The sequence below is a fragment of the Epilithonimonas zeae genome (genome assembly GCF_900141765.1).
Lineage (GTDB): Bacteria > Bacteroidota > Bacteroidia > Flavobacteriales > Weeksellaceae > Epilithonimonas > Epilithonimonas zeae.
The window spans coordinates 545,366-568,393 of sequence record NZ_FSRK01000002.1 but is presented as its reverse complement, the minus strand read 5'-3'; the positions used below and the strand labels follow the sequence as shown (position 1 = coordinate 568,393).

Below are 23,028 nucleotides of genomic sequence, written 5' to 3'. Positions count from 1 at the left end.
TCTTCGGGATATTAATTTAATTTTGTATTTTACTTATCTTACAGGCGTTCGCAATTCGCCATAACCAATCAATCCATCGAAGTTTCTTCCAAATGGCGTGTAATATAGAAAGGCTTGGTAAAGGTTTTCTGTCTGCCAGAAGTTTCCATTGACTTCACCATAATTCAGTTTTCCGTCTGCTCCTTTTGTCGCAATGATGTAACTGTAAAAACCTTGCTTCAGATAGATTTTTGCAATATACTTTTGAGACTTTTCATCGTATTGCATTTGGCTGGTTTTATCGGCTTTATAATCATTGAACATCCCAAGAACATAGAATTCTTTATCTGATTTCTGACTGTCTAAAGCAAAATAAACCCAGGAATAATCTGCTTCTCTGTCCGCATTTCTTTCAATCCCCAAATCATTTCTACGGAAATAAAAAGCGCCATTCACGTCTGGTTGGTACTGATAATCTCCTGGATAAGCCCAAACAGGATGAAGATAAGTATAATTTCTGCCATCGATATTTTCCGTATTGGCAACCATATCCAAAGCTTGATTCATCACTTTATTATCAAAATAATAGAACTCATTATTTCCTGGAAAAGCTAAATTCAATTGTTGGAACAAAAGCTGATTTCCCATTGTAGAACTTGGACGAAGGTTTTTCAAAGAAATATCCCAATTGTTATTCTGAATAACACTCAATGAAAGCGACGACAAATTATTGGTAATTCCTGAGCCGTTTCCAGTCGCCTGAATTTCAATTCGTTGTTTTGCATTAGGATTTTTTGCATCAATAAATCTTGTGACATTGATTCCCAAATTAGCGCCATCTTCATAGATACAAAATCGTCTTGTAAACAAAGGTTTTTCCTGAGAATCTTTGTAAACGATAATCTCATAATTTCCAGAAATTTTTGGCTGAATTTTCTCATTCGGGAAAGCTAATTCGTAGTGCGTATATTTCTGGTACGTATTGAAAGAATATTGGAAATTTTCAATCAAAGCATTCATACTTCCATTGGCAAATTCGGTAAAAAACAAACCGTCTTCTTCCCAATTCTTGTTGTAATGTTTATAAGTATATCTATACAATTGGCTGCTGTTGGACAAATCATCAAATCTCAAAATCAATTGTCCACCTTGAGCAATAACTGGCGTTTCATCATTGGTTTTAGGATTAAAAATTTGGATACTTTTAATTTCCTGTCCAAAAGAAATTGCACTTAAAAAAAGAAAAAATAGTTTAATTACCTTCATCTTGCTAAGTTAATGTTTTATATTTTTACATCTAAATTAAAAAGAATGTTGCACGTAAAATCCTTTGCATTTAATCCGTTTTCTGAGAATACATACATCATTTATAACGATGAAAAGGAAGCTTTTCTTATAGATCCGGGAAATATGCCCGAAGCTGAAACCGAAACTTTGCACAGCTTCATCAAAGCAAATGAACTTAAAATCAAAAATATTTTGTTGACGCACGCTCACATTGACCATATTATTGGCTTACAATGGGCTTATGATACTTTTGATGTTCCGGTTTTGATTCATTCTGATGAGATGGAAATTCTTGACCGCGCTTCATTTACAGCTAAAAATTATGGTTTTTTCTTTCCTGCTTTCAGAGGGGAAATTCAGCATATTAAAGAAGGAGAAAAATTAAACTTAGGTTTAGAAACCGTTGAAATCTACGACGTTCCTGGACATTCGCCTGGAAGTGTGGCTTTTTATAATCAGGAAAATGGATTTGTAATTTCAGGTGATGCACTTTTTATGATGAGCATTGGGAGAACCGACCTTCACAAAGGCGATTATGACCAATTAATTTCAAGTATTAAAAATAAATTGTTGACTTTGCCAGAAAATACCAAAGTTTACAGTGGTCACGGAGAACCAACATCAATTGGTTTTGAAAAAGAACATAATCCTTTCCTTAAATAAAAACTGATTTGTAATGAAATACAAGATTTTATTTTTCTTTTTATTAATTTCCAGTGTTGTATTTTCTCAAAACGAAAAGCTGGATAAAACTAAAAACGAGAATATTCAGAAAGTAATTAAGTTATTTCAGACTAAAAATATTGACGGAATTTCTAAAATTGTTAATTATCCTCTGAGCAGAGAATATCCAATTCCTGATGTTAAAAACGAGTCTGATTTCAAGAAGAGATTCAATCAGATTTTTGATTCGAAAATCATTAATAAAATTTCAAATTCGAAAATAGAACAATGGTCAGAAGTCGGCTGGCGAGGAATAATGCTTGATAATGGAGATTTTTGGATTGATACAGAAGGAAGAATTACAGCATTAAATTACCAGAGTCCATTCGAAACAAATCAAAAGAACAACATTATTATTAACGAAAAGAAAAATCTATTTTCCACTTTGAGACAATATAAATCGCCAGTTTATAAAATGACCACTAAAAGTTATTTGATTAGAATTGATGAACTGAGCAATGGAAAATACCGTTATGCTTCTTGGAAATTAGGTAAAAAAGAATCTACAAAACCCGATTTGATTCTGACTAATGGCGAGATCAGAATGGAAGGAAGCGGCGGTAATCATACAATTACTTTCAAAAAAGGCGAGTTCAGTTACATTATTTACAGAGGAATTATTGGCGAAAAAGATGCACCGGAAATCGATTTGACCGTTGAACAAAACAATAAAGTTATCCTACAACAAGACGGAAAATTAATACAATAAAAAAACGCTTCCAAAATTGGAAGCGTTTCTATTTTTAGTCCTGATGAACTTCTGACAAAATCGGTCCCGAAGAAACCAACTCCAGAGCTTCATCATTATCTGTAAACTGCTCAAAATACTTAATATATCTTGCAGCCAAATCTTTAGCTTTAGCTTCCCAATCAGAATTATTCTCATACGTATCTCTTGGGTCAAGAATGTTTTCGGAAACATTTGGTAATGCAACAGGGAATTCCAAATTCATTACTGGAACTTTATTCGTATCAGCTTTATCAATGCTTCCATCAATAATAGCATCGATAATCGCTCTGGTATCTTTGAGAGAAATTCTCTTTCCAGTTCCGTTCCAGCCTGTATTTACCAAATAAGCTTTCGCGCCGTGCTCCTTCATTTTTCCAATCAACGTTTTGGAATACATTGTTGGATGCAATGTCAAAAATGCTTCTCCAAATGCCGGTGAAAAAGAAGGTGTCGGTTCTGTGATACCGCGTTCTGTTCCTGCTAATTTTGATGTATATCCGCAAAGGAAATGATATTGCGCCTGTTGGTCTGTCAGGATAGAAACCGGAGGCAAAACCCCGAATGCGTCAGCCGACAAATAAATGATTTTACTCGCATGACCAGCTTTGGAAGGCAAAACAATTTTGCTGATATGATAAATTGGATAGGAAACCCTTGTATTTTCCGTAATCGAGCCGTCGGTGTAATCTACATTACCTTCGTCATCCGTAACCACATTTTCCAACAACGCATCTCTTCTGATTGCGCCGTAAATATCCGGTTCTTTTTCTTTACTAAGGTCAATCACTTTTGCATAGCAACCACCTTCGTAATTGAAAACACCGTTGTTATCCCAACCGTGCTCATCATCACCAATCAAATAGCGTTTCGGGTCAGCAGAAAGCGTTGTTTTCCCAGTTCCGGAAAGTCCGAAGAAAACTGCTACATCGCCGTCCTCGCCTACGTTTGCGGAACAATGCATAGAAGCCATTCCTTTCAATGGAAGGTAATAATTCATTATCGCGAACATTCCTTTCTTCATTTCTCCGCCATACCAAGTTCCACCGATGATCTGCATTTTCTTGGTCAAATCGAACATTACAAACACTTCAGAATTAAGTCCGTGTTGTTCCCAATTTGGATTGACAGATTCGGAAGAATTGATGACTACAAAATCCGGATCGCCATAATTTTGAAGGTCATAATGAGAAGGACGAATGAACATATTCATCACAAAATGAGCTTGCCAAGCCACTTTTGTCACGAACCTTACTTTCAATCTCGTGTCTTCGTTAGAACCACAAAATGTATCGATAACATAGATTCTGTCGCCAGAAAGGTCTTTGGTTACGATGTCTTTTAACTCATCAAAAACTTCGACTGTGGTTGGACGATTGATGTTTCCGTCCCACCAAATCGTATCCCGAGTGATATTGTCTTTTACAATATATCTGTCTTTTGGAGACCTGCCGGTAAAAATTCCGGTTTTTACAGCCACAGCCCCCGACTTTGTCAAAACGCCTTTAGCAAATCCGGAATTGTTCGGGTCCATTTCTGCCTGGAAAATTTCTTCGTAAGTAGGATTGTGGATGATCTCTTTCGGATTGAGAATACCTTGGTGTTCAAGATAAGATTTTAACTTGTCCATTTTTAATTTTTTTTGAAGATTAAAGGTGTTGCGACAAATGTAAAAATATCAGCGAATTATCAAAGTTTTTATAAACTGACATTCATCAGTTAAAATAAAATTTATAATTAATTAATAATCAATTAATTAAATCTGACCAAGAGAATATTCTGTAGAAACCTTGCTTTTTGAAATAGCTTTCATAATCTCCAAATTTGGACGCAAGAACGAAATCTCCACCCCAAGCTCCCAAACTTTTGACAAAGCTCGGGCAATTTTGGAAATATTTTTCTTTCACAGTTGGGATTTCGAGAAAATCGGACATTTTTTGCTCGTGAATTGTCATTAATTCTGAAAATTCTTCCAAATTCTGACTGTTGACAATCATTTTGGTTAATTTAGAATAGTCATTGATTAATCCCGTTGAAGTTGGCTTAGACTTGTAATGAGAAATTCCTTCTCTCGTATCTTGCTTTTGATTGAGATGAATAAAAATTAATTCATCCTTGAAACTCGGATTGAAATCAATTTTATGATAAGTCCTTTCCGGAAAACGGCTGTAGAGAACTGCAGATTTTTCTTTGGCAACAGCAACGTCATAACCACTTCCGCCAAGACTGATTTCGTTAAGAGTAAAGGCATCGATGTTTGCCCACTCTGCAAGATTATTCATCAAGGTAGAACTGCTTCCTAACCCAAAGTCTGAAGGAAATTGAAGATTGGTTTTAATGTGATAAGAAGTATCACTTTTTAGTTTGGTATCAGAAAGATTCTGAACATTTTTGAGCGTTTTAAGAATGAATTCTGAAGCTTTGGAATCATTGGTTTCAAGGATTTCCCAATTTTTATAATCAATCGTAGCCTTTAACCATAATTGATTCTGGTGATAAGCTTCCCAAAAAATCAATGACTTCTGGTCTTCATTCTCTGTATAAAAAAGCTCTTGTCCCAGCTTCGTTGGAATAGCTAGAACAAGAGCGCCATCAACAGCAACATATTCTGAGGTAAGCATTAACTTGCCTGGTGAAAATATCCTGCTCATTTGTTGATTATTTTTTAATTTATTTTAAACATAGAATCTTATACAGCCTGACTTGAGCGGAAATCCTTTTTGCTTTTTTGCTAAAAAGTAAAAAGATTGGGAGCGGAAGGCGGATTAAGCTGCCCTAAAAATTCTATTCTTAGATAGCAGACGCAACATTAACTTCTGAATTGATTTTCTTAATCAAACCTTGAAGTGTTTTTCCAGGTCCGACTTCTATAAAATTAGTTGCACCGTCTTTTATCATATTCTGCACACTTTGAGTCCATTTTACAGGACCAGTCAGCTGAGCAATCAAATTTTTCTTGATTTCTTCCGGGTCAGAAACTGCAGTTGTCGTGATGTTCTGATAAACAGGAATTGTTGCTTTTCGGAAATTTGTTTTTTCAATTGCGGCAGCCAATCTCTCTTGAGCCGGCATCATTAATGGCGAATGAAAAGCACCATTTACAGGCAACAACAAAGCTCTTTTTGCACCAGCCGCTTTCAAAGCTTCGCAAGCTTTTTCAACAGCTGTTGTCTCTCCGGAAATTACCAATTGTCCAGGACAGTTGTAATTTGCAGGAACAACAATGCCTTCGATTTCTGCACAGATTTCTTCAACTTTAACATCTTCTAAGCCAAGGATGGCAGCCATCGAACTTGGATTAATATCGCAAGCCATCTGCATTGCCTGCGCTCTTTCGGAAACTAATTTCAGTCCGTCTTCGAAAGATAGAACGCCGTTGGCAACCAAAGCGGAAAATTCGCCCAAAGAATGTCCAGCAACCATTTCTGCACCCAAACCGTTCGCTACTTTTACAGCAGCAACCGAGTGTAGGAAAATAGCTGGCTGGGTTACGCTCGTTTTTTTAAGGTCTTCGTCTGTTCCATTGAACATCACAGAAACAATATCAAAACCAAGAATATCATTGGCAGAATCCATCAGGTCTTTCACGTCTTTTCGGGAATCGTAAAGTTCTTTTCCCATCCCGACAAACTGTGAACCCTGCCCAGGAAATACAAGTGCTTTCATCTAATTAACTATTATTTTTTTTAGGATAGATGGAACTCTTTCGAGTTTCATTTATTATATCTAATTTTTGACAGATAAAACGCCAGTCGGCGTTTTATCCATTTAATTTTTCTTAACTATTATTTAAATTTTCAAATCAATATTACTGCATCAATCTGACAACTCTGTAACCGTTATTGATATATGCTCCGTTTGGTTTTGCTTTTACAAATTCGAATTTTGTAGCTAGTTGTGTTTGGGATTTACCGATTTGCTTGAAAATTTCTCCTCTTTTGTTTTCTCTTGTCAGCATATCATTCATTACATCAAAACCAATTACAGCATATTTTGAAGGCGTTTTACAATATTTGCCTTTGTAAGCTGCAAGAATTTCTTTTTCAAAATCGCCATCGTAATTGATTTTTCTATCCATCAGATAAACCAAACTCGCTTTTGAAAGGTCGTCTACATTCTTCTCAAAGCTTGGACTGTAAAACATACTGAAAGCTTTCACGCCTTCTGTCTGTTTTCCAAGAGCAATAATTTTTGAAGCAAAAGCAGCACCTGCAGATTCGTCATCGTCCGCTAAAACCGCAATCACAGGAACCGATTGTCCTGTCATCATATTATTTTCCAACTGAATCTCTGATGAAGAATTAACGATAACAACATTAGGTTTTGATAATGACTTTTCCAAACCAGCTTTAATTGCATTAGCATTTGCTTTGGAATTATCTGCAACAATATAGATTTTTTGGTCTTGATAAACCTGACCAACTTCTTTCACGATTCTGTCCGAATAAATTGAATTTTCAGTTTCGATGATAATCAAATTGCTGTAATCAAAAAGGTCTTCCGAATTAGCAAAAGGTGCAACTACAGGAATTTTTTTATCATTCACAAATCTTAGAACTTCAAGAACACTTGATTTGAAAAAAGGCCCCACAATCAAATCTGTATTATCCGGATTGATCTGGGAAAGACTATTTTTGAAAGTTGTTTCATTTCCAGCATCTACAACTTTGATGTCCAATTTTTGTCCGTTTGTTGCATTTCTCTCAGCTGCTAATTTTGCGCCGGTCAAGAAATCCATAGACATTGTTCTGTACTTCGCATCGTTCGCATCGTACCCGAAAGGCAACATCAAAACAACACTCAAAACATCACCGCTTTTCTTAGAATACATCGGGTCTTGTTTCTTAATTTTCAAAGTCATCCCGGCTTTCAATCCATCAGAAAGATTTGGATTAAGGCTAATCAATTGGTCAAGTGTCACATTGAATCTGTTCATAATACTGAACATTGTATCGCCACTCTGAACCGTGTAAGTCACATAATCATCTTCCGAAGAAGTTACAGATGAAGAAGTTTTCGTTGGCTCCGAAACCGTTGTTTGCCTTGTCGTTTCAGTGACCGGAGCTGATGTCGCATTGCTTTGAGAATTATCCTCAACCTTGATAGAATTAGAAGAACTTGCTGCAGAATCCGAACCGGAAACTCTAATCGCTTCTCCCGGTTTCAAACCTGTTGTTTCCAATCCCGGATTCAAAGCGAATAACTGCTTTTGAGTCAGGTTGAATTGTCTCGAGATTTTATAATAATTATCCTTTGCCTGAACAACATATAGACCTTTGTCAGAAGAATTAGTTTCAGTTTTAGTCACTGTTTTTACTTCAGCGGGTTTTTCTGTCGTAGTAGTAGTTGCTTGAACAACAGTTGCAGGCGCAGAGCCGCCAAATTTCTGAATGTTATCTAATGGCAGGGTAATCTTGTCACCGATTTTCATATGAGAATCCAATTCAGGATTCAGTTTTCTAAGGTCTGCCTCAGAAATCTGATACTGTTTTGTAATTCCGTAAATGGTTTGCTTTGGCTGTAAGGTAATGGTTCCTGTTTTTCCTGTTTTAGCTACAGAAGTTGCAGGTGTTGGCGTTGAAGGTACAGCTTTTGTACCGCTACCTCCTTTTGAAACAACGATAACATCGCCAATTTTAAGACCACCTTCTTTTTTGGAAGGATTCAATTGATACAATTCATCAATCGTGATACCATATTGTTTAGAAATCCCATAAGGTGTTTCCTTTGGCGCAACAGTGTGGGTTTTCTGTGCCGAAAGCCCTAAAAATCCGATAAGTCCTGATAAAATGAAAATCTTTTTAACCATCCTTTTTATATAATGTTACAAAAATAATGCTTTCAGATTAAATGGAAGAAATTATCAGTTCCGATTTTTGAACATCCATTTGTTGATAACTACCGGCAATCCATTGTTTTCCAAAATCCGCGTAGAACGCACTGAAATTCAATACTCTTTCCTGCCAGGTTCCGCCGGGATGAACTTTCAGAAACAGATTTTGCATCTGGTCAAATTTCTCAGATTGCTTTATTTTCTCAGCTTTCAAAAGACGTTTTTGCATTCTTTTGAATGATTTTAATTGTCGAGTTTCCTCTGCATTCACAAGGTTTGCAAAAGTTTTGTCCGTTTGTTCAGCCTTTGTTTTTATTTCTGAAAACGAATTAATCAAATCTTGTTCTTTCCGTTCAAGAAGTTGTTTAATTTCGTTGTTATCTAATATTTTTTGATTGATAACTTCTGCAAAATTCCCGAAGAAATTTTCGATTTTCAATCCTGAGTTTTCAATTTTACTAAAGGTTTTTTCTTCCAAAAACAACATCGAATTTCTTGGAATCAAAATCGGGAAAGGCAGATTAATGGATTCGAAATAATCTTTCAATTCTATCCAATACATAATCTCGGCATTTCCGCCAATATATGCTAGATTCGGCATAATGGTTTCCTGATAAGCAGGACGAAGAACCGCATTCGGGCTAAATTTTTTGGGATAATTTTCCAATTCGTGAAGAATCTCTTCTTCCGATAATTTTAAATCTGTGTCAAGAATGAAATATTCATTGTTGATTTTTTCGATTCGGTTTCTGGTTTCCGTCAAATAAAAAAGATTGATTTCTCTCGGATTGACTTGGACTTTGCCATAATTATCTTCCAGAAATTGTCTTTGATTTTTAGTTGTTTCAAAAAGTTGATTCGATAATAATTCTTTTTTGAAAATATCTTTTACCTGATTTTTCAGTTCTTTTTCGTTTCCATCAATTGTCAGTAATCCGTAATCCGAAAACAATTGATTCACCAAATATCGAATCGCTTGTGTATGTGTTTTGCCTTTTTGATACGCTTTTTTAATCCAAAGAATCAGTTCCGTTCCATAGAGATTGTCTTTGAATTCTTTCTCAAATTCCTGAATGAAAAACGTTTCATCGATTTTTATATTTCCAACATCACCACCGGCATTTCCTTTGATTTCGTAATAATGTTCTTTGGTTTTGAAATGGTTGATTTCGTCAAAATCGTGGTCTTCCGTTGCCATCCAAAAAACAGGAACGAAATTGAATTCCGGAAAATTAGATTTAAGAAATTCTGCTGTTTTGATAGTCTGCAAAATCTTATAAACAAAGAAAACAGGACCTGTAAACAAGTTGAGCTGATGACCGGTTGTAATGGTGAAAGTAGTTTTATCTTTCAAAGAAAAGAGAAATTCTAATTGTTTTGGAGACATCTGCTCTTCTTGATTCTGAGAGAAAATCGCATTATGAAGAATTTGTCTTTTGTCATCAGAATAGGAATTTTGTTTTTCCACAATCTGATTTTTGAAATTCTCCAAGTCAAAAACTTTTCCTTGAAATCCGTCCAGATTTTTTTTAAGAAAGTCTTTTACGAGTTTTGGAATGCTGTCTATATTTTCGAAACCGATGGTCATTTGGTTGTCTGTTGTTGGTTGATGGTTGTTGACTCGCAGCCCGACTTGAGCGGACACTTCGACAAGCTCAGTGTGACAAATTGGGAACGGAAGGCGGATAAAGCTACCATAATTATTCTAACAAAATTAGTGGAAAAGATACCAAACCACGCCCAAATTCAATCGAAAATCATAAATAGGATAATTTGGCGCCGTGAACGATTTATTCTGCATAAAGGTCTGATTGATGTGCTGTCCTTCTACATAGAAAAACATACGTTTCACCCTCATATTGATGTAAACATCGGCAATCGGCTGCCCTCCAATTGAATAAGCGTTTGTTCCCGGCAAAATGTACTCGTTGAGAATTGGTGAAAATTCTCTGGAAGCAAATTTGGTGAAGTAATACAATTTTACACCAGCCTGAATTTCTGCCGCTTTTTTGAACGCTGGCGCCTGATAATAAATATTCAATCTTCCGATGAAATCAGGCATTGGCAACAAATTGTCATTGGTCAAAGCTTTTTGGAAAAGCACTCTTCCGTTGAAATTGAATCTGTGGTATTTCAAAGTTGTTTCACCTCCAATTTGCGAAATATTGAGTGAAGAAGAACTTTGTTGTGGTTTTGCTGAATTATCAAAATAAGTGTAATTATCGATTCTGAAATAATCTACAAAAAGCTGCGTGTTAAACCATTTTGCCAATTTCAAAGTTCCTCCGATTTGGGTTACGGCTTCGTTATTTGGATTTTGTAGATAATAGTTGTAATTGAGATAATGCGAAGAGTTCACCAGATAATTGAAACTTGGATAAGCCGATTGGAAATTAACTCGTCCTTCTATCAGATAGTCTTTGATAGGCTCGAAAACTAATTCGTTGGTAGTCTTGATATAATCTCCAAATTCTGAACCTTTGGAAATTTCCAAAAAGGATTTCAGTTGGATTTTGTCTAGCAATTTAATTTGTAAGTTCCCAACAGCCCCGAATCTTTGTTCTTTGAAATAACCCGGAATTTCTAAAAGAGGATAGGCATTTTTATTCCCGAAAGTAATGTACTGATGACGGAATCCAGCATCCAATTTGAATTTCTCGTTATCCCAAACCAAGCTAAAAGTGTTACTGAGATTGTTGGAGAACTTTTTATTGGTTAATGGAAATGCTGTATTATCTATGCCTCCAAAGAAATCTATATCCGAAGCTGTTTCTGAAAAATAATATTTGTTACCCTGATGATAAATAGTGTGTCTTAGCTTGAAGGGATATTTAGCAGGATCAAAAGGCGCAAACTCCTGACTGAAATAATATCTTCTATAAGCATATCTGGATTCGGCGCCAGCTAAGTTGGTTTCAAGATTTTGACGGTTATTGAACCTTGAATCGCCTCCTAAGAAAACGTCTAAGTCTGCAATCCCTCCATTTTCCTGATTGTTGACATTCTGATGGATGTAATGGGCGTAAGCTTCGTATTTTTTATTTTTAGAAATATAATGCCCGCTGAAAATAGTATTGTTACTCGAAGCCAAACTATTTGTATAGAGTCCTTGAGACCTTAATCCCATATATTCTATCGCAAAATTGAAATTCTTTCCAACATTTTGCGTATAGGTTGTATGTAATTGTCCTCCATTTTTCATTGCATTGTTATAGAAAAATGTGGTGGTTGGTGTTTTTACATCATAGTAATTGATGTCATTTTCACCTATAAGATAGAATGATTTGTTTTCCGGAAGAAGTGTGAGATTTTGCTCCGCATTTTTTTCATAAACCAAATTCTGAAATCCCGATCCAATATTAGCATACTGGATTTTTCCGAAATTATCTTTTTTGTTGTACTGTATTACAATGTATGATCTCTCAATAGCAAACGTAGTATCATAGATTTTTTTCTCAGAAAATCTTTTCTTGACCTGATAATCATAAATGGTTGGTTTATAAATTTCTAATGAATCTTGTTCTCCAGAATCTACTTTTAGTGTATCCGAAGGCAGTTTATTAGAATCTGTTTTGTTGACTTGCTGTGCATTAATAAAAACGCTAAAAACAAGTAACAGTATTGATAAATATTTCATCAAGGAAATTTGACTACAAAAGTACTAATTATCCGTAAATAAAAAACCCCGCAGATTGCGGGGTTTGATTATGTAAAAATAATCTGGATTATTTTTTAATAACTTTAGTGTTTTCAACAGAGCCTCTCTAAGAAATATACTAAATCTTATACTTAAAAATCAACAAACGAATGGAAAAATAATAAATAAAAAAAGACCATCTAAAAGACAGTCTTTAAAATTCGAATATTGTGAATTATTATTTAACAATAATCTTCTTACTAAGTTTAGTTTGCTCTCCGGTTACATTTACAATATATGTTCCTGGCACAAGCTTAGAAGTATTCACTTCAACTGAAGTTGCATTTGGAGCTAATTTCAATACTTGCTGACCTGCAATGTTATACACTTCTACACTTGAAATTTTTGATTTTCCTGAAACATTAAACACTTGATTGCTAACAAGTGTAGGATAAACAGAGAAAGAATTTGCTGTTACTTCTGTAGTAGCCAAATCTCCTTCACCATACACGAAGTCATCAATATACCATTCGCAAGGATCGTTTGTACTTGTAGATCCTGTTATAAATATATTGCCTGTATCAAATTTCCAAAGGTCAGCACCTCCTACAGACAACCCTGGAGCTGTATAATCTGTTTCAATAATTTTTGTTCCGTTTATATAAAATGAAACGATAGCGCTGTCCAAATCAAAAACCACCTTGTAAGTTGCCCATTGCCCGATAGGGTAGTCAATTGGAGGAGTTAAAGATACAGATGTGTCAGAAGCATAAAGCGAAAGATACATCTTGTTATCATAATTATCCGTTCCAATTACTGTATTTGTATTGAAATTGAGTTTAAATGGCATTGAGTCAGTACCATAATTAGCAGGGTTTGAAGTATCTTCCATAAATGCCAACCATGCAGATTTGTCTGCAGGAACTAGCATTTTCCACTGAAAAGTATGTACCCCTGAAACTGCAGTTGGCACTTTCATGATAACATCTTGCCCATCTACGCTAATAGTCCCTGATTTTGTACCACTTGCGGCTTGTGCAGTTGTAATACGCAAATTTTCAGCACCTGATGCTCCAGACCAATTCGACCAAGTACCTCCAAAATAAGATCCAACAGGATAGCTTTCAAAGTTGTCATTAATGGAAACTTGCGCATTGGCAGCAACCATTGTTACAATGCTTGCCATAAGATAGATTTTTTTCATAATAAATAATTTTAATTTTTAAATATTGACTAAATTATAATTTTTTTTTTAAATAACTTTAAAAAAAAATGTTAAATCTCAAAAAAAAGCACTCCACTAAAATGATTTTTAAATTTCTATTATTTTAATGCAGAGTTTTAGCATTCTGAAACTTTTGATATTCAAACATAAGCTGTCTCTTTACAGAGACAGCTTCATTTTATTAATATCCTGGAGCTTGAGAAATATTAGGATTATTTTGTTTCTCTGCCAAAGGTATTGGCCAAATAAATCGTCTGTCGCCTAACGGAATAGATCCTAAAGTATTCCCGTCTACACCAGTCTGATATTTAATAATTGGTTTGTTATTTCTTTTTAAATCAGTAAATCTTGTTCCTTCGAGGAAAAACTCAAATCCTTTTTGTCTTAAGATTTCATCTAGAACTCCTGTCCCGGTTGGCATCTTGCTGTAGCCTGTATCTCTATATGCTAAAACCCAATCTTTTAGAGTCTGAAACGCAATTGAAGGATCAGAATGATATTGTGCCTCTGCCTTGATAAAAATAGCCTCCGTTTTTCTCAATTGAATTACATCTCTAAATCCATTATTGTATTTTCTGACATTAATTGGCAGTGGTAGATCCGGGTATGTTGTTGCATTATTTTGATACCACGCCGTATTTTTCACACGGATATCATTACCTGTAGCTGATACAAATGAATCATAGAATGGCTTTGCCATAAAATTTTGCTTATAAGTTCCTGCCGTTCCCCAATAAGTAGAAAGAGAGTTTGACCCACCTGGATTAGTAAAATCTATTTGAAAGAGAACTTCTGCGTTATTTTCACCCGTTACTAAAAACATTGATGAAAATGGACTCGAAGTACTAGTTGTACTAAGTAGTCCCCCTACATCAATAACAGTCTGAGCATATTGCTGTGCTTTAGTATAATCTTTTTTAAATAAATAAGCCCTCGCAAGTAATAAATTTACAGCATTTGTGTTGAAAGATTTATTATCTGCATAAATTGCTGAAAAACCATCAGCCTTAAAAAAAGCTAAAGAAGATTCTAAATCAGCAATCACAGAGTTTATAACATTAGGAACTGTTTCTCTGGGTAATTTAGCAGTTATATTATAGGCAGTCGTATATGGAACACCTAAACTTTGATCCCCTTCTCCATAATTAGGGGAAAACAGACCCAAAAGAGCCAAATAATTATATGCACGTATTACCTTCGCATGTGCAAATAAAGTATTAGACTTTACAACTCCATCTTTTCCGTCTGGAATTTTACCTTCATATGACAGTACAAGATTTGCATTTGCAATTGTGTTATAAAATGCGGTCCATATGCCTTCACTGGCACCTCCATCTACCTGAAGATGATTCAATGCATTAGTAGACACGAAGTATCCAGAATTTTTGATACTTACAAATCCAATATCTCCAGTAAGTTCTTGATAGGTAAAATAACCTCCTCCGAAACCATTAGTATTAGCTAGGGATGCATAAAGTCCTCTGATTGAGTTTTGCAAATCATCATTAGTTTTGATCGTGTTAGCATCTAATGGTATGTTCAACGCTTCCGAGTAGTTTTCTTCTAAAAAGCTATCAGAGCAAGACGACATTCCTAGTAATGCCACAAAAGCTCCTAAAATAAATATTTTGTTTTTCATTTTTTAAATTTTAATAATTAGAAATCTATTACCGCACCAAACATTATCTGTCTTAGTAAGGGCTGAGTTTGATCATATACTCCTGACCCTCCCACATAACTAGGAACAGTATTACTATTTGATTCTGGATCAAATGGAAGATTTTTGTCGAAAGCGAAGGTGAGTAGATTGATACCTCTAACGTACAAATAGATGCTATTTAAATCTTTGATTTTCAAATCATCTTTATTAAGTCTGAAACCAACTTCTGCACTTTTTAATTTTATGTAATCTCCTTTATACAAATACCTTGTAGAATGTGTTTTTGCAACACTATTACCTGGTCTATATTGTGGTCTAGTAGCATTAACATTGTCAGGGCTCCAAGCGTTTGCCACATCTGCAACTTGTCTTATACCAACATCTTGCCCATCTGCATCATAATATCTTCCCCATATATCATACACAGAAAAATCTCCAGCGTAGGTTGCTAAAAAACTGATGGTAAGTTTTTTATAAGAAAAACTATTGGTAAGTCCAGCAGTATGGGTAGGTATAGACTTTTTGCCAACGTAATCTCTAGAAATTGTAGGAGCAGTAGCAGTTCCATTACTCAAAGTTGTTTGAGATGAATTTGTATACCACAATGCATCTCCATTGGTATGATCTACACCAGCATAATTTGCTAAGAACCATTCAGAAGGATCGTGACCAACACCAAATCTTTTAAAGTAATCTGCATCTAGATATGGACCTGTTAGGTTAAGTACTTTTGAACGGTTATAAGAGTAGTTTCCATTGATAGACCAAGAAAAATTATCATTTTTGATTGGATCATAGGTCAAGGAACTCTCAAAACCTTTACTTTCATGTTTCAAAGAGTTACCTGTTAAAGTGCCGAAGCCCGTAGAAGGGGCATTGGGTATATCATTGGTTAGTTGCTCACTAACCAAATTTTTGTAAATATCAAACGAAACTTTCAACGTATTGTTTGCAAAAGCTAAATCTAAACCGATATTGCTTTTTCTAGAAACTTCCCATTGTAGATTTGGATTACCAGGATTATTGATAGTATATCCTCCAAGCAATTGATAAGAAGATTGTCCTAATGTAGCTCTATCTTTGTAATTCTGATTTCCAATGTTACCTACTTCTCCATAACTACCCCTTATTTTTAAGTTATCGAATACAGTGCTAATGTCTACTATATTATGTAGATTGATGTTTGCACCTGTTGCCCAAAAATTACCATATTTCCTATCAGCACCAAAATGAGAATAGCCATCTCTTCTGAAAGAGCCCATCAAGTTAAAATAATCTTTGAAAGCATAAGACAATCTACCAATATATCCAATTAAGTGATATCTCTCTGTGTAAGATTGTGTTGCAAAAGGTGTTGTTCCCCAAGATACATTATTTTGCTCGTAATGTTGAGACTTAAATCCTGTAGAAGCTTGGTATGGATATTTCGAAATCTTGATAGTTGCTTCTGATCCTGCAGTAGCGGTAAATTTATGATCATCATTAATTTTGAAATCATAGTTGAAGAAATTAGACCAGTTTACCGTAGTATAGGTATAATTACTTTGTATAGCGAGTCCCGTAATTCCTGCAGCAGGATTGTTACCATCTCCAAAATCTGGATTTCTATACTCATTTTCATCATAGTAATTATAATCAATTCCTAAATTAGAAGAAAATCTAAGATTTTTAAGTATATTATAATTAAGACCGAAAGAAGATAGGATCTTTGTGAAAACAGATTTTCTAAGATTCACATTTTGAATTGCTACGGGATTGAATCCAGCATTACCTGTACCTCCATTAATTGATAAATTATAACTACCATCTGCGTTATAGATAGCATTAGTACTAGGTGTAAATCTTGCAGATAATATCGGGTTCGCAAAATATCCATAATCCAAAGGACCAAACTGAGTAGCTCTGGAAATCATGTTCGAAGAGACTATCGAAATTTTATCATTAATTTTAGCATCAATTTTAATAGAAGCATTAGCTCGTTTGTATGATGCATCACGGATGATACCGTCTTGCTCAGTGTTTCCTATAGAAGCATAACCCTTGATTTTCTCATTCCCAAATGAATAGTTTAGATTATATTTGGAAGAACTGGTAGCAGATCTTCTTGTAGCATCTTCCCAATCTGTATTGGAAACGCCATCCCAACCTCTTAGCAAACCAGTTGAAGGGCTCAAAACTGTACTCGTAGCAGCCGCTTGCGATTGACCCAAAGCCATGTAACCCTTGATCAAAGCATCAACCTGTTCTTGTGCTGTCTGAAATTTATATCTCTCGAATGCTGGCGTTCCAAAACCGTATTCTGCCATCATCGTCAATTTTCCTTTCCCACCTCTACCAGATTTAGTTTTGATTATAATTACACCTGCTGCAGCTCGCGAGCCATATATAGATGTTGTAGCACCATCTTTCAACACTTCTACACTTTCTATATCTGTAGGATCAATCATTGCCAACGCATTAGACGTAGTTGCAACACCTGCCTGATCACCAACCAAAACAGGAACACCATCTACAATGTATAATGGTTGATTGTCTCCCGTCAAACTGCTTACACCACGAATTAAAACTTTTGCATTAGAACCTGGCTGACCACTATTTGCAGTGATAACAGTTCCAGAAACTTGTCCTGCAATAGCCATATCTACAGATAAAGCATTTGGTTTTTCTAGAGTTTTTGAAGTTACAAGAGAATAAGAACCTACCTTTTGTTCTTGTGTTTCCTTAATACCGTATGTTCCCAACACCACTACCTCTTCAATGTCATTAGTTTTAGTAACAGTATCAGCTTTCTTTTTTTGCGCATTTGCTGCAATTCCTAAGAAGAAAATTGCCCCTGCACTAAGAACTCGTAATTTTACATTCATATTAACACTATTTAATTATAATCTGCAAATATGTTAAAAAAAATTAACACCACAAAAACAGAATTATCAAATTTCATTTAATATTCTATAAGTTTTAATTTTATTATTTTAAAACTATATTTTTTTTACACATTCAATAAATAAATCATTCTATTATCAAACATACTATACTTTATTGATATAGTAATAGTCAAAAATTAATAATTAAAATTTTATTATTTAGAATTATTACAAATAATAAAATTGAATAAAAAAAAACCGCTAACAGATTAGCGGTTTCTTTATTAACTTTATAATTATTTCAACTTTTTCTTAACGGCTACCTCTTCGTAGACTTCAAGAATATCTCCAACTTCTATATCGTTATAGCCTTTGATATTAAGACCACACTCATAACCTTTGGTTACTTCTTTTACATCATCTTTGAAACGTTTTAAGCTTTCTAACTCTCCGTCAAATTTCACAATTCCATCTCTAAGAAGTCTGATTTTAGAGTTTCTTGTTACTTTTCCTGTAAGAACCATACAACCTGCAATAGATCCAACCTTCGAAATCTTGAAAACTTCTCTTATTTCTACGTTACCAATAACTTGTTCCTGAATCTCCGGAGAAAGCATTCCTTCCATCGCTTCTTTAACTTCGTCAATTGCTCGGTAAATAATAGAATAAGTTCTGATTTCCACTTCTTCTCTATCAGCAATATCTTTAGCATTTGCACTTGCTCTTACGTTGAATCCAATCATAATCGCATCCGAAGCCGCTGCTAATAATACATCACTTTCAGAGATCTGACCAACGCCTTTGTGAAGGATATTAACCTGAATCTCTTCGGTAGATAATCTTTGTAACTGATCTGCCAATGCTTCAACTGATCCATCCACATCACCTTTAAGGATAATATTCAATTCTTTGAAATCTCCTAAAGCGATACGACGACCAATTTCATCAAGTGTCAAATGTTTCTTAGTTCTGATAGATTGCTCTCTCTGAAGTTGTTCTCTCTTATTTGCAAGTGTTTTAGCTTCTTTTTCGTCAGCAAAAACTCGGAATTTATCACCAGCTGTTGGCGCCCCATCCAAACCAAGAATTGTTACAGGAATTGATGGCCCTGCTTTTTCCATTGGTTTGCCTCTTTCATCCAACATTGCTTTTACCTTACCGTGATTTTTACCTGCTAAGACATAATCTCCAACAGTTAAAGTTCCATTTTGAACCAACATTGTGGCTACATATCCACGACCTTTATCCAAAGCTGCTTCTATGACAACTCCACTAGCTTGTTTATTCGGGTTTGATTTTAATTCCAGCATTTCAGCCTGAAGTAAAACTTTCTCTAATAACAAATCAATATTATTACCGAATTTAGCTGAAATCTCTTGCGCCTGAACATTTCCTCCCCATTCTTCTACAAGGATATTCATTCCGGAAAGTTGTTGGCGAATGTTATCTGGATTAGCTCCAGCTTTATCTACTTTGTTAATTGCGATAATCATTGGAACACCCGCAGCTTGCGCATGAGCAATTGCTTCTTTGGTTTGAGGCATTACATCATCATCGGCAGCAACTACAATAATTGCAATATCGGTAACTTGTGCACCTCTGGCTCTCATCGCCGTAAATGCCTCGTGACCCGGTGTATCTAAGAATGTAATTCTTTGTCCACTTTCCAACTTCACGTTGTAAGCACCAATGTGCTGCGTGATTCCTCCAGATTCACCAGCGATAACGTTGGTTTTTCTGATGTAATCCAGTAAGGATGTTTTACCGTGATCTACGTGCCCCATTACGGTAACAATCGGAGCTCTTGGTAATAGATCTTCTTCTAAGTCAGGTGTTTCGTCGGCTGCAGCTTCTTCAACATCAGCATCAGAGAACTCAATATTATAACCAAATTCGTCAGCAACTAGCATTAGAGTATCAGCCTCCAAACGTTGGTTCATTGTAACCATAACACCTAGAGAGAAACAAGCAGAAATAACTTCTGTTGCACTTACATTCATCAAACTCGCCAAATCGCTAACAGTGATGAATTCAGTTACTTTAAGAGTTCTATCTTGTGCATCGATTTCCTGTTGGATTTCGTCCTGCTCTCTTCTCCAAGATCTTTTATCTTTTCTATGTTTAGAACCTTTAGACTTACCACCTTTATTAGTCAGTTTCTCTAAAGTTTCTTTAATTTGATTTTTAACTTGCTCATCCGTTAATTCAACCGGCATTGTACGAGCTTGTCCACCTCGGTTGTTTCCACCTCGGTTATTTCCTCCAGGACGGTTATTGTTTCCGCCTGGGCGATTACCTCCTTGGTTGTTTCCTCCTTGTCCTTGTGGACGGTTATTATTATTTCCACCTTGGCGGTTACCACCACCTTGGTTATTTCCTCCTTGCTGATTGTTGCCTTGGTTGCCATTATTATTCTGCCCAGGAACATCTTTAGTAATACGCTTTCTTTTTTTCTTAGCCGCGTTATTATTAGAATTAGCAGAAGGCTTTGGTTTATTGAATTGAGAAAGATCTATTTTCTCGCCAACGATTTTAGGGCCGTCTAGTTTTTGATAAACCGTTTCTATTTTCTGAGGTTCTTCAGAATCATTGGACTCTGTATTTTCAGTGTGAGGTTTTACAGCTTCTACAGCTTTCTCTTCTTTTTTAACCTCTTCTTTTACAACCGGCTTTGGTTGCTCTTTTGGTTTTTCAGAAGCTTTAGGCTTATTGCTCTCCAGTTTAGACAAGTCAATTTTATCTAAAACTTTGAACTCCTGTTTATCTTCTCTTTTAACCACTTCTGGTTTTGGTTCTTCTTTCTGAACAGGTTCAGCGGTGGGAACATTTGGAACGACTTCTTCCACAGACTTTGTTGGATTAAGGTCTATTTTTCCTAAAATCCTGGTCTCTGGTTTTACATTTGCTTTGGCTCTTATAACCTCAGGTGCTTTTTCTTCGATCGCTAATTTTTCGTCAGGAACTTTAGAAATCACTACCTCATGAGAAGCTTTTCTTTGTTCTCCATCTTTTCGGAACTCAGCTTCCAATGCAGAAAATGCCTGTTCTTCTAATAGAGCGTTAGGGTTACTGTCCACACCTATCCCTTTGCTCTGCAGATATTCCACAGCTCTTGGTATAGAAATGTTCAGTTCTTTAACGGCTTTATTTAATCTTATTTTTGGCATAAATATAAATTTGCTTTTGGCTTTAGCGTTTTAAGCTTATTATTTTTCTTTTTATTAAGTTTTGGTCTCGGAAAGATTCTTTCGACCAGATTTATTTCCTATCCTTCTAATTCTTCTCTTAGAATATTCTTCACATCCTCGATTGTTTCTTCTTCCAAATCCACAATCTTCAACAATGCGTCCGTATCTTTATCTAATACACTTCTTGCTGTATTAAGACCCACTTTCTTGAACTCATCAATAATCCAAGATTCTATCTCGTCTGAGAATTCTACCAATTCTACATCATCATCATCAGAAGTTTCTCTGTAAACATCAATTTCGAAACCTGACAACCAGGAAGCCAATTTGATATTCTGACCTTGCTTACCAATCACTTTCGATATTTCTTCTACTGGTGTGTAAACCAAAGCATAATTAGTTTCCGTATTAACCTCAATTTTATTAATGGTAATATTTCCTAATGCTCTCTTTACAAGAATTTCCGGATTTTTTGACCACTGGATAACATCGATATTTTCATTTCTCAATTCTCTTACCACACCGTGGATTCTTGAACCTTTCACACCAACGCAAGCTCCAACCGGATCAATTCTATCATCGTAAGCATCAACAGCAATTTTCGCCTTTTCACCAGGGATTCTTACTACTTTCTTAAGAATAATTGTTCCATCTTGAATCTCAGGAATCTCAAGCTCCAATAATTCTTCTAGGAATTTAGGCGCTGTTCTAGAAACTGTAATTTGTGGTTTAGAACCTCGGAAATCAACACTTTCTACGATTGCTCTTACATTATCTCCTTTTTTGAAGAAATCTGAAGGAATTTGATTTTCTTTTGGTAAAATAAATTCGTTATCTTCATCATCCAAAAGAATCACGTGCTTGTGACGGATGTGGTGAACTTCACCTACAATCAATTCTCCGATTTTATCACGGAACTGGTCATACAAAGCTGCATTAAAATGCTCTTGGATTTTCGTTGCCAAGATTTGTTTAAGTGTCAAGATATTTCTTCTTCCCAATTTGGAAACAGGAATCTCTTGTGTATATTCTTCTCCAACTTCAAATGTTGAATCTATCTTTCTAACTTCAGAAATTTCTATTTCCAAATCATCATCTTCAGACATCTCATCTTCAACAATGACTTTGTTCAAGAAAATCTGAAAATCTCCTTTATCAGGATTTACAATTACATCAAAATGATCATCAGAATCATATCTTTTTCTAAGAAGAGTCTTAAGAGAATCCTCGATAATAGCCATTAAGTCTATTTTGCTGATATTCTTTATTTCTTTAAAATCACCAAAGGCTTCTATTAAAGCTAAATTATCCATATTTAATATATAATTGATAAATGACGACTGACAATTGATTTTTGGATCAACATCAATCCATCGTTATGTTAAAATTTTATTACTACTAATGCTTTTTTAATTTCGGAATAAGGGATTTCTTTATCTTCTACAACATCTTCTTTTCCTTTCCCGATTAATTTTGGTCTTCTGTATTCTAATCGAAGCACAATCTTTTCTTCATCTACATTAACCAGTTCCCCTTCGATTTTTTCAGTTTCATTATTCAACAACACTTCAATTGATCTTCCAATGTTTTTCTTGAATTGTCTTGGCGACTCAAGTGGCTCACTCAATCCAGCAGACATTACCTGAAGACTGAAATCGTGCTCTTCACGATCCATATTGAACTCTATTGCTCTACTGGCATCCAAACAATCCTGAAGCGTAACCCCACTATCACCATCAAGAATAACTGTAACATCAGAGGCTGCAGAAATTTTAAGATCCACCAAAAAGAGATCGGGTCTTGTTTCAAGAAACTCGCCGATTAACCGATTAACTTCTGTTTTAAAATCCATAATATCATCCCTAAATATATTTACGAAAAAAGGCATTCTTGCGAAAGCCTTCC

General features: G+C 35.3%; 15 protein-coding genes. 2 read left to right on the top strand and 13 right to left on the bottom strand.

Features of this window, described 5'->3' with window-relative positions; translation table 11 throughout:
• Positions 1-33 precede the first annotated feature (33 nt).
• On the bottom strand, positions 34-1,245 hold the full coding sequence (locus BUR19_RS14375; RefSeq protein ID WP_074236138.1) for a type IX secretion system plug protein: 1,212 nt from the start codon (positions 1,243-1,245) through the stop codon (positions 34-36).
• Positions 1,246-1,290: 45 nt separating this feature from the next.
• Here BUR19_RS14375 and BUR19_RS14370 point away from each other — a divergent pair, with 45 nt between their 5' ends.
• On the top strand, positions 1,291-1,929 hold the full coding sequence (locus BUR19_RS14370) for an MBL fold metallo-hydrolase (RefSeq protein ID WP_074236137.1): 639 nt from the start codon (positions 1,291-1,293) through the stop codon (positions 1,927-1,929).
• A gap of 13 nt (positions 1,930-1,942) precedes the next feature.
• Positions 1,943-2,698, top strand: a complete 756-nt coding sequence (locus tag BUR19_RS14365) for a hypothetical protein (protein ID WP_074236136.1) — start codon at positions 1,943-1,945, stop codon at positions 2,696-2,698.
• A gap of 34 nt (positions 2,699-2,732) precedes the next feature.
• Here BUR19_RS14365 and pckA read toward each other — a convergent pair whose 3' ends face one another.
• From pckA to rimP, 12 genes are all read right to left on the bottom strand, one after another.
• Positions 2,733-4,346, bottom strand: coding sequence for a phosphoenolpyruvate carboxykinase (ATP) (pckA, locus tag BUR19_RS14360; RefSeq protein WP_074236135.1), 1,614 nt, complete (start codon positions 4,344-4,346; stop codon positions 2,733-2,735).
• A 118-nt stretch (positions 4,347-4,464) separates the two neighbouring features.
• Positions 4,465-5,367: a GYDIA family GHMP kinase gene (locus BUR19_RS14355; protein ID WP_074236134.1), complete on the bottom strand. Its 903-nt coding sequence runs from the start codon at positions 5,365-5,367 to the stop codon at positions 4,465-4,467.
• 139 nt (positions 5,368-5,506) lie between these two features.
• Positions 5,507-6,382: an ACP S-malonyltransferase gene (gene fabD, locus BUR19_RS14350; RefSeq protein WP_074236133.1), complete on the bottom strand. Its 876-nt coding sequence runs from the start codon at positions 6,380-6,382 to the stop codon at positions 5,507-5,509.
• Between the two features lie 142 nt (positions 6,383-6,524).
• Complete coding sequence (locus BUR19_RS14345; RefSeq protein WP_074236132.1) at positions 6,525-8,525, bottom strand: amino acid ABC transporter substrate-binding protein; 2,001 nt, start codon at positions 8,523-8,525, stop codon at positions 6,525-6,527.
• 37 nt (positions 8,526-8,562) lie between these two features.
• Positions 8,563-10,194, bottom strand: a complete 1,632-nt coding sequence (bshC, locus tag BUR19_RS14340; RefSeq protein ID WP_317041454.1) for a bacillithiol biosynthesis cysteine-adding enzyme BshC — start codon at positions 10,192-10,194, stop codon at positions 8,563-8,565.
• Between the two features lie 69 nt (positions 10,195-10,263).
• Positions 10,264-12,186 (bottom strand): putative porin, encoded by a 1,923-nt coding sequence (locus BUR19_RS14335; protein WP_074236131.1) that lies wholly within the window; start codon positions 12,184-12,186, stop codon positions 10,264-10,266.
• Between the two features lie 238 nt (positions 12,187-12,424).
• Positions 12,425-13,390 carry a T9SS type A sorting domain-containing protein gene (locus BUR19_RS14330; protein WP_074236130.1) on the bottom strand — a complete coding sequence of 322 codons (966 nt, stop codon included), beginning with the start codon at positions 13,388-13,390 and terminating at the stop codon, positions 12,425-12,427.
• Positions 13,391-13,592: 202 nt separating this feature from the next.
• Positions 13,593-15,050 (bottom strand): RagB/SusD family nutrient uptake outer membrane protein, encoded by a 1,458-nt coding sequence (locus BUR19_RS14325; protein WP_074236129.1) that lies wholly within the window; start codon positions 15,048-15,050, stop codon positions 13,593-13,595.
• A gap of 17 nt (positions 15,051-15,067) precedes the next feature.
• A complete protein-coding gene (locus BUR19_RS14320; protein WP_074236128.1) occupies positions 15,068-17,935 on the bottom strand; it encodes a SusC/RagA family TonB-linked outer membrane protein in 2,868 nt (955 codons plus the stop codon).
• A gap of 296 nt (positions 17,936-18,231) precedes the next feature.
• On the bottom strand, positions 18,232-21,102 hold the full coding sequence (gene infB / locus BUR19_RS14315) for a translation initiation factor IF-2 (RefSeq protein WP_074236127.1): 2,871 nt from the start codon (positions 21,100-21,102) through the stop codon (positions 18,232-18,234).
• Positions 21,103-21,200: 98 nt separating this feature from the next.
• The gene (gene nusA / locus BUR19_RS14310) at positions 21,201-22,436 is read right to left on the bottom strand and encodes a transcription termination factor NusA (RefSeq protein WP_074236126.1); all 1,236 of its coding nucleotides are present in this window, start codon (positions 22,434-22,436) and stop codon (positions 21,201-21,203) included.
• 68 nt (positions 22,437-22,504) lie between these two features.
• Complete coding sequence (rimP, locus tag BUR19_RS14305) at positions 22,505-22,975, bottom strand: ribosome assembly cofactor RimP (protein WP_074236503.1); 471 nt, start codon at positions 22,973-22,975, stop codon at positions 22,505-22,507.
• Positions 22,976-23,028 lie beyond the last annotated feature (53 nt).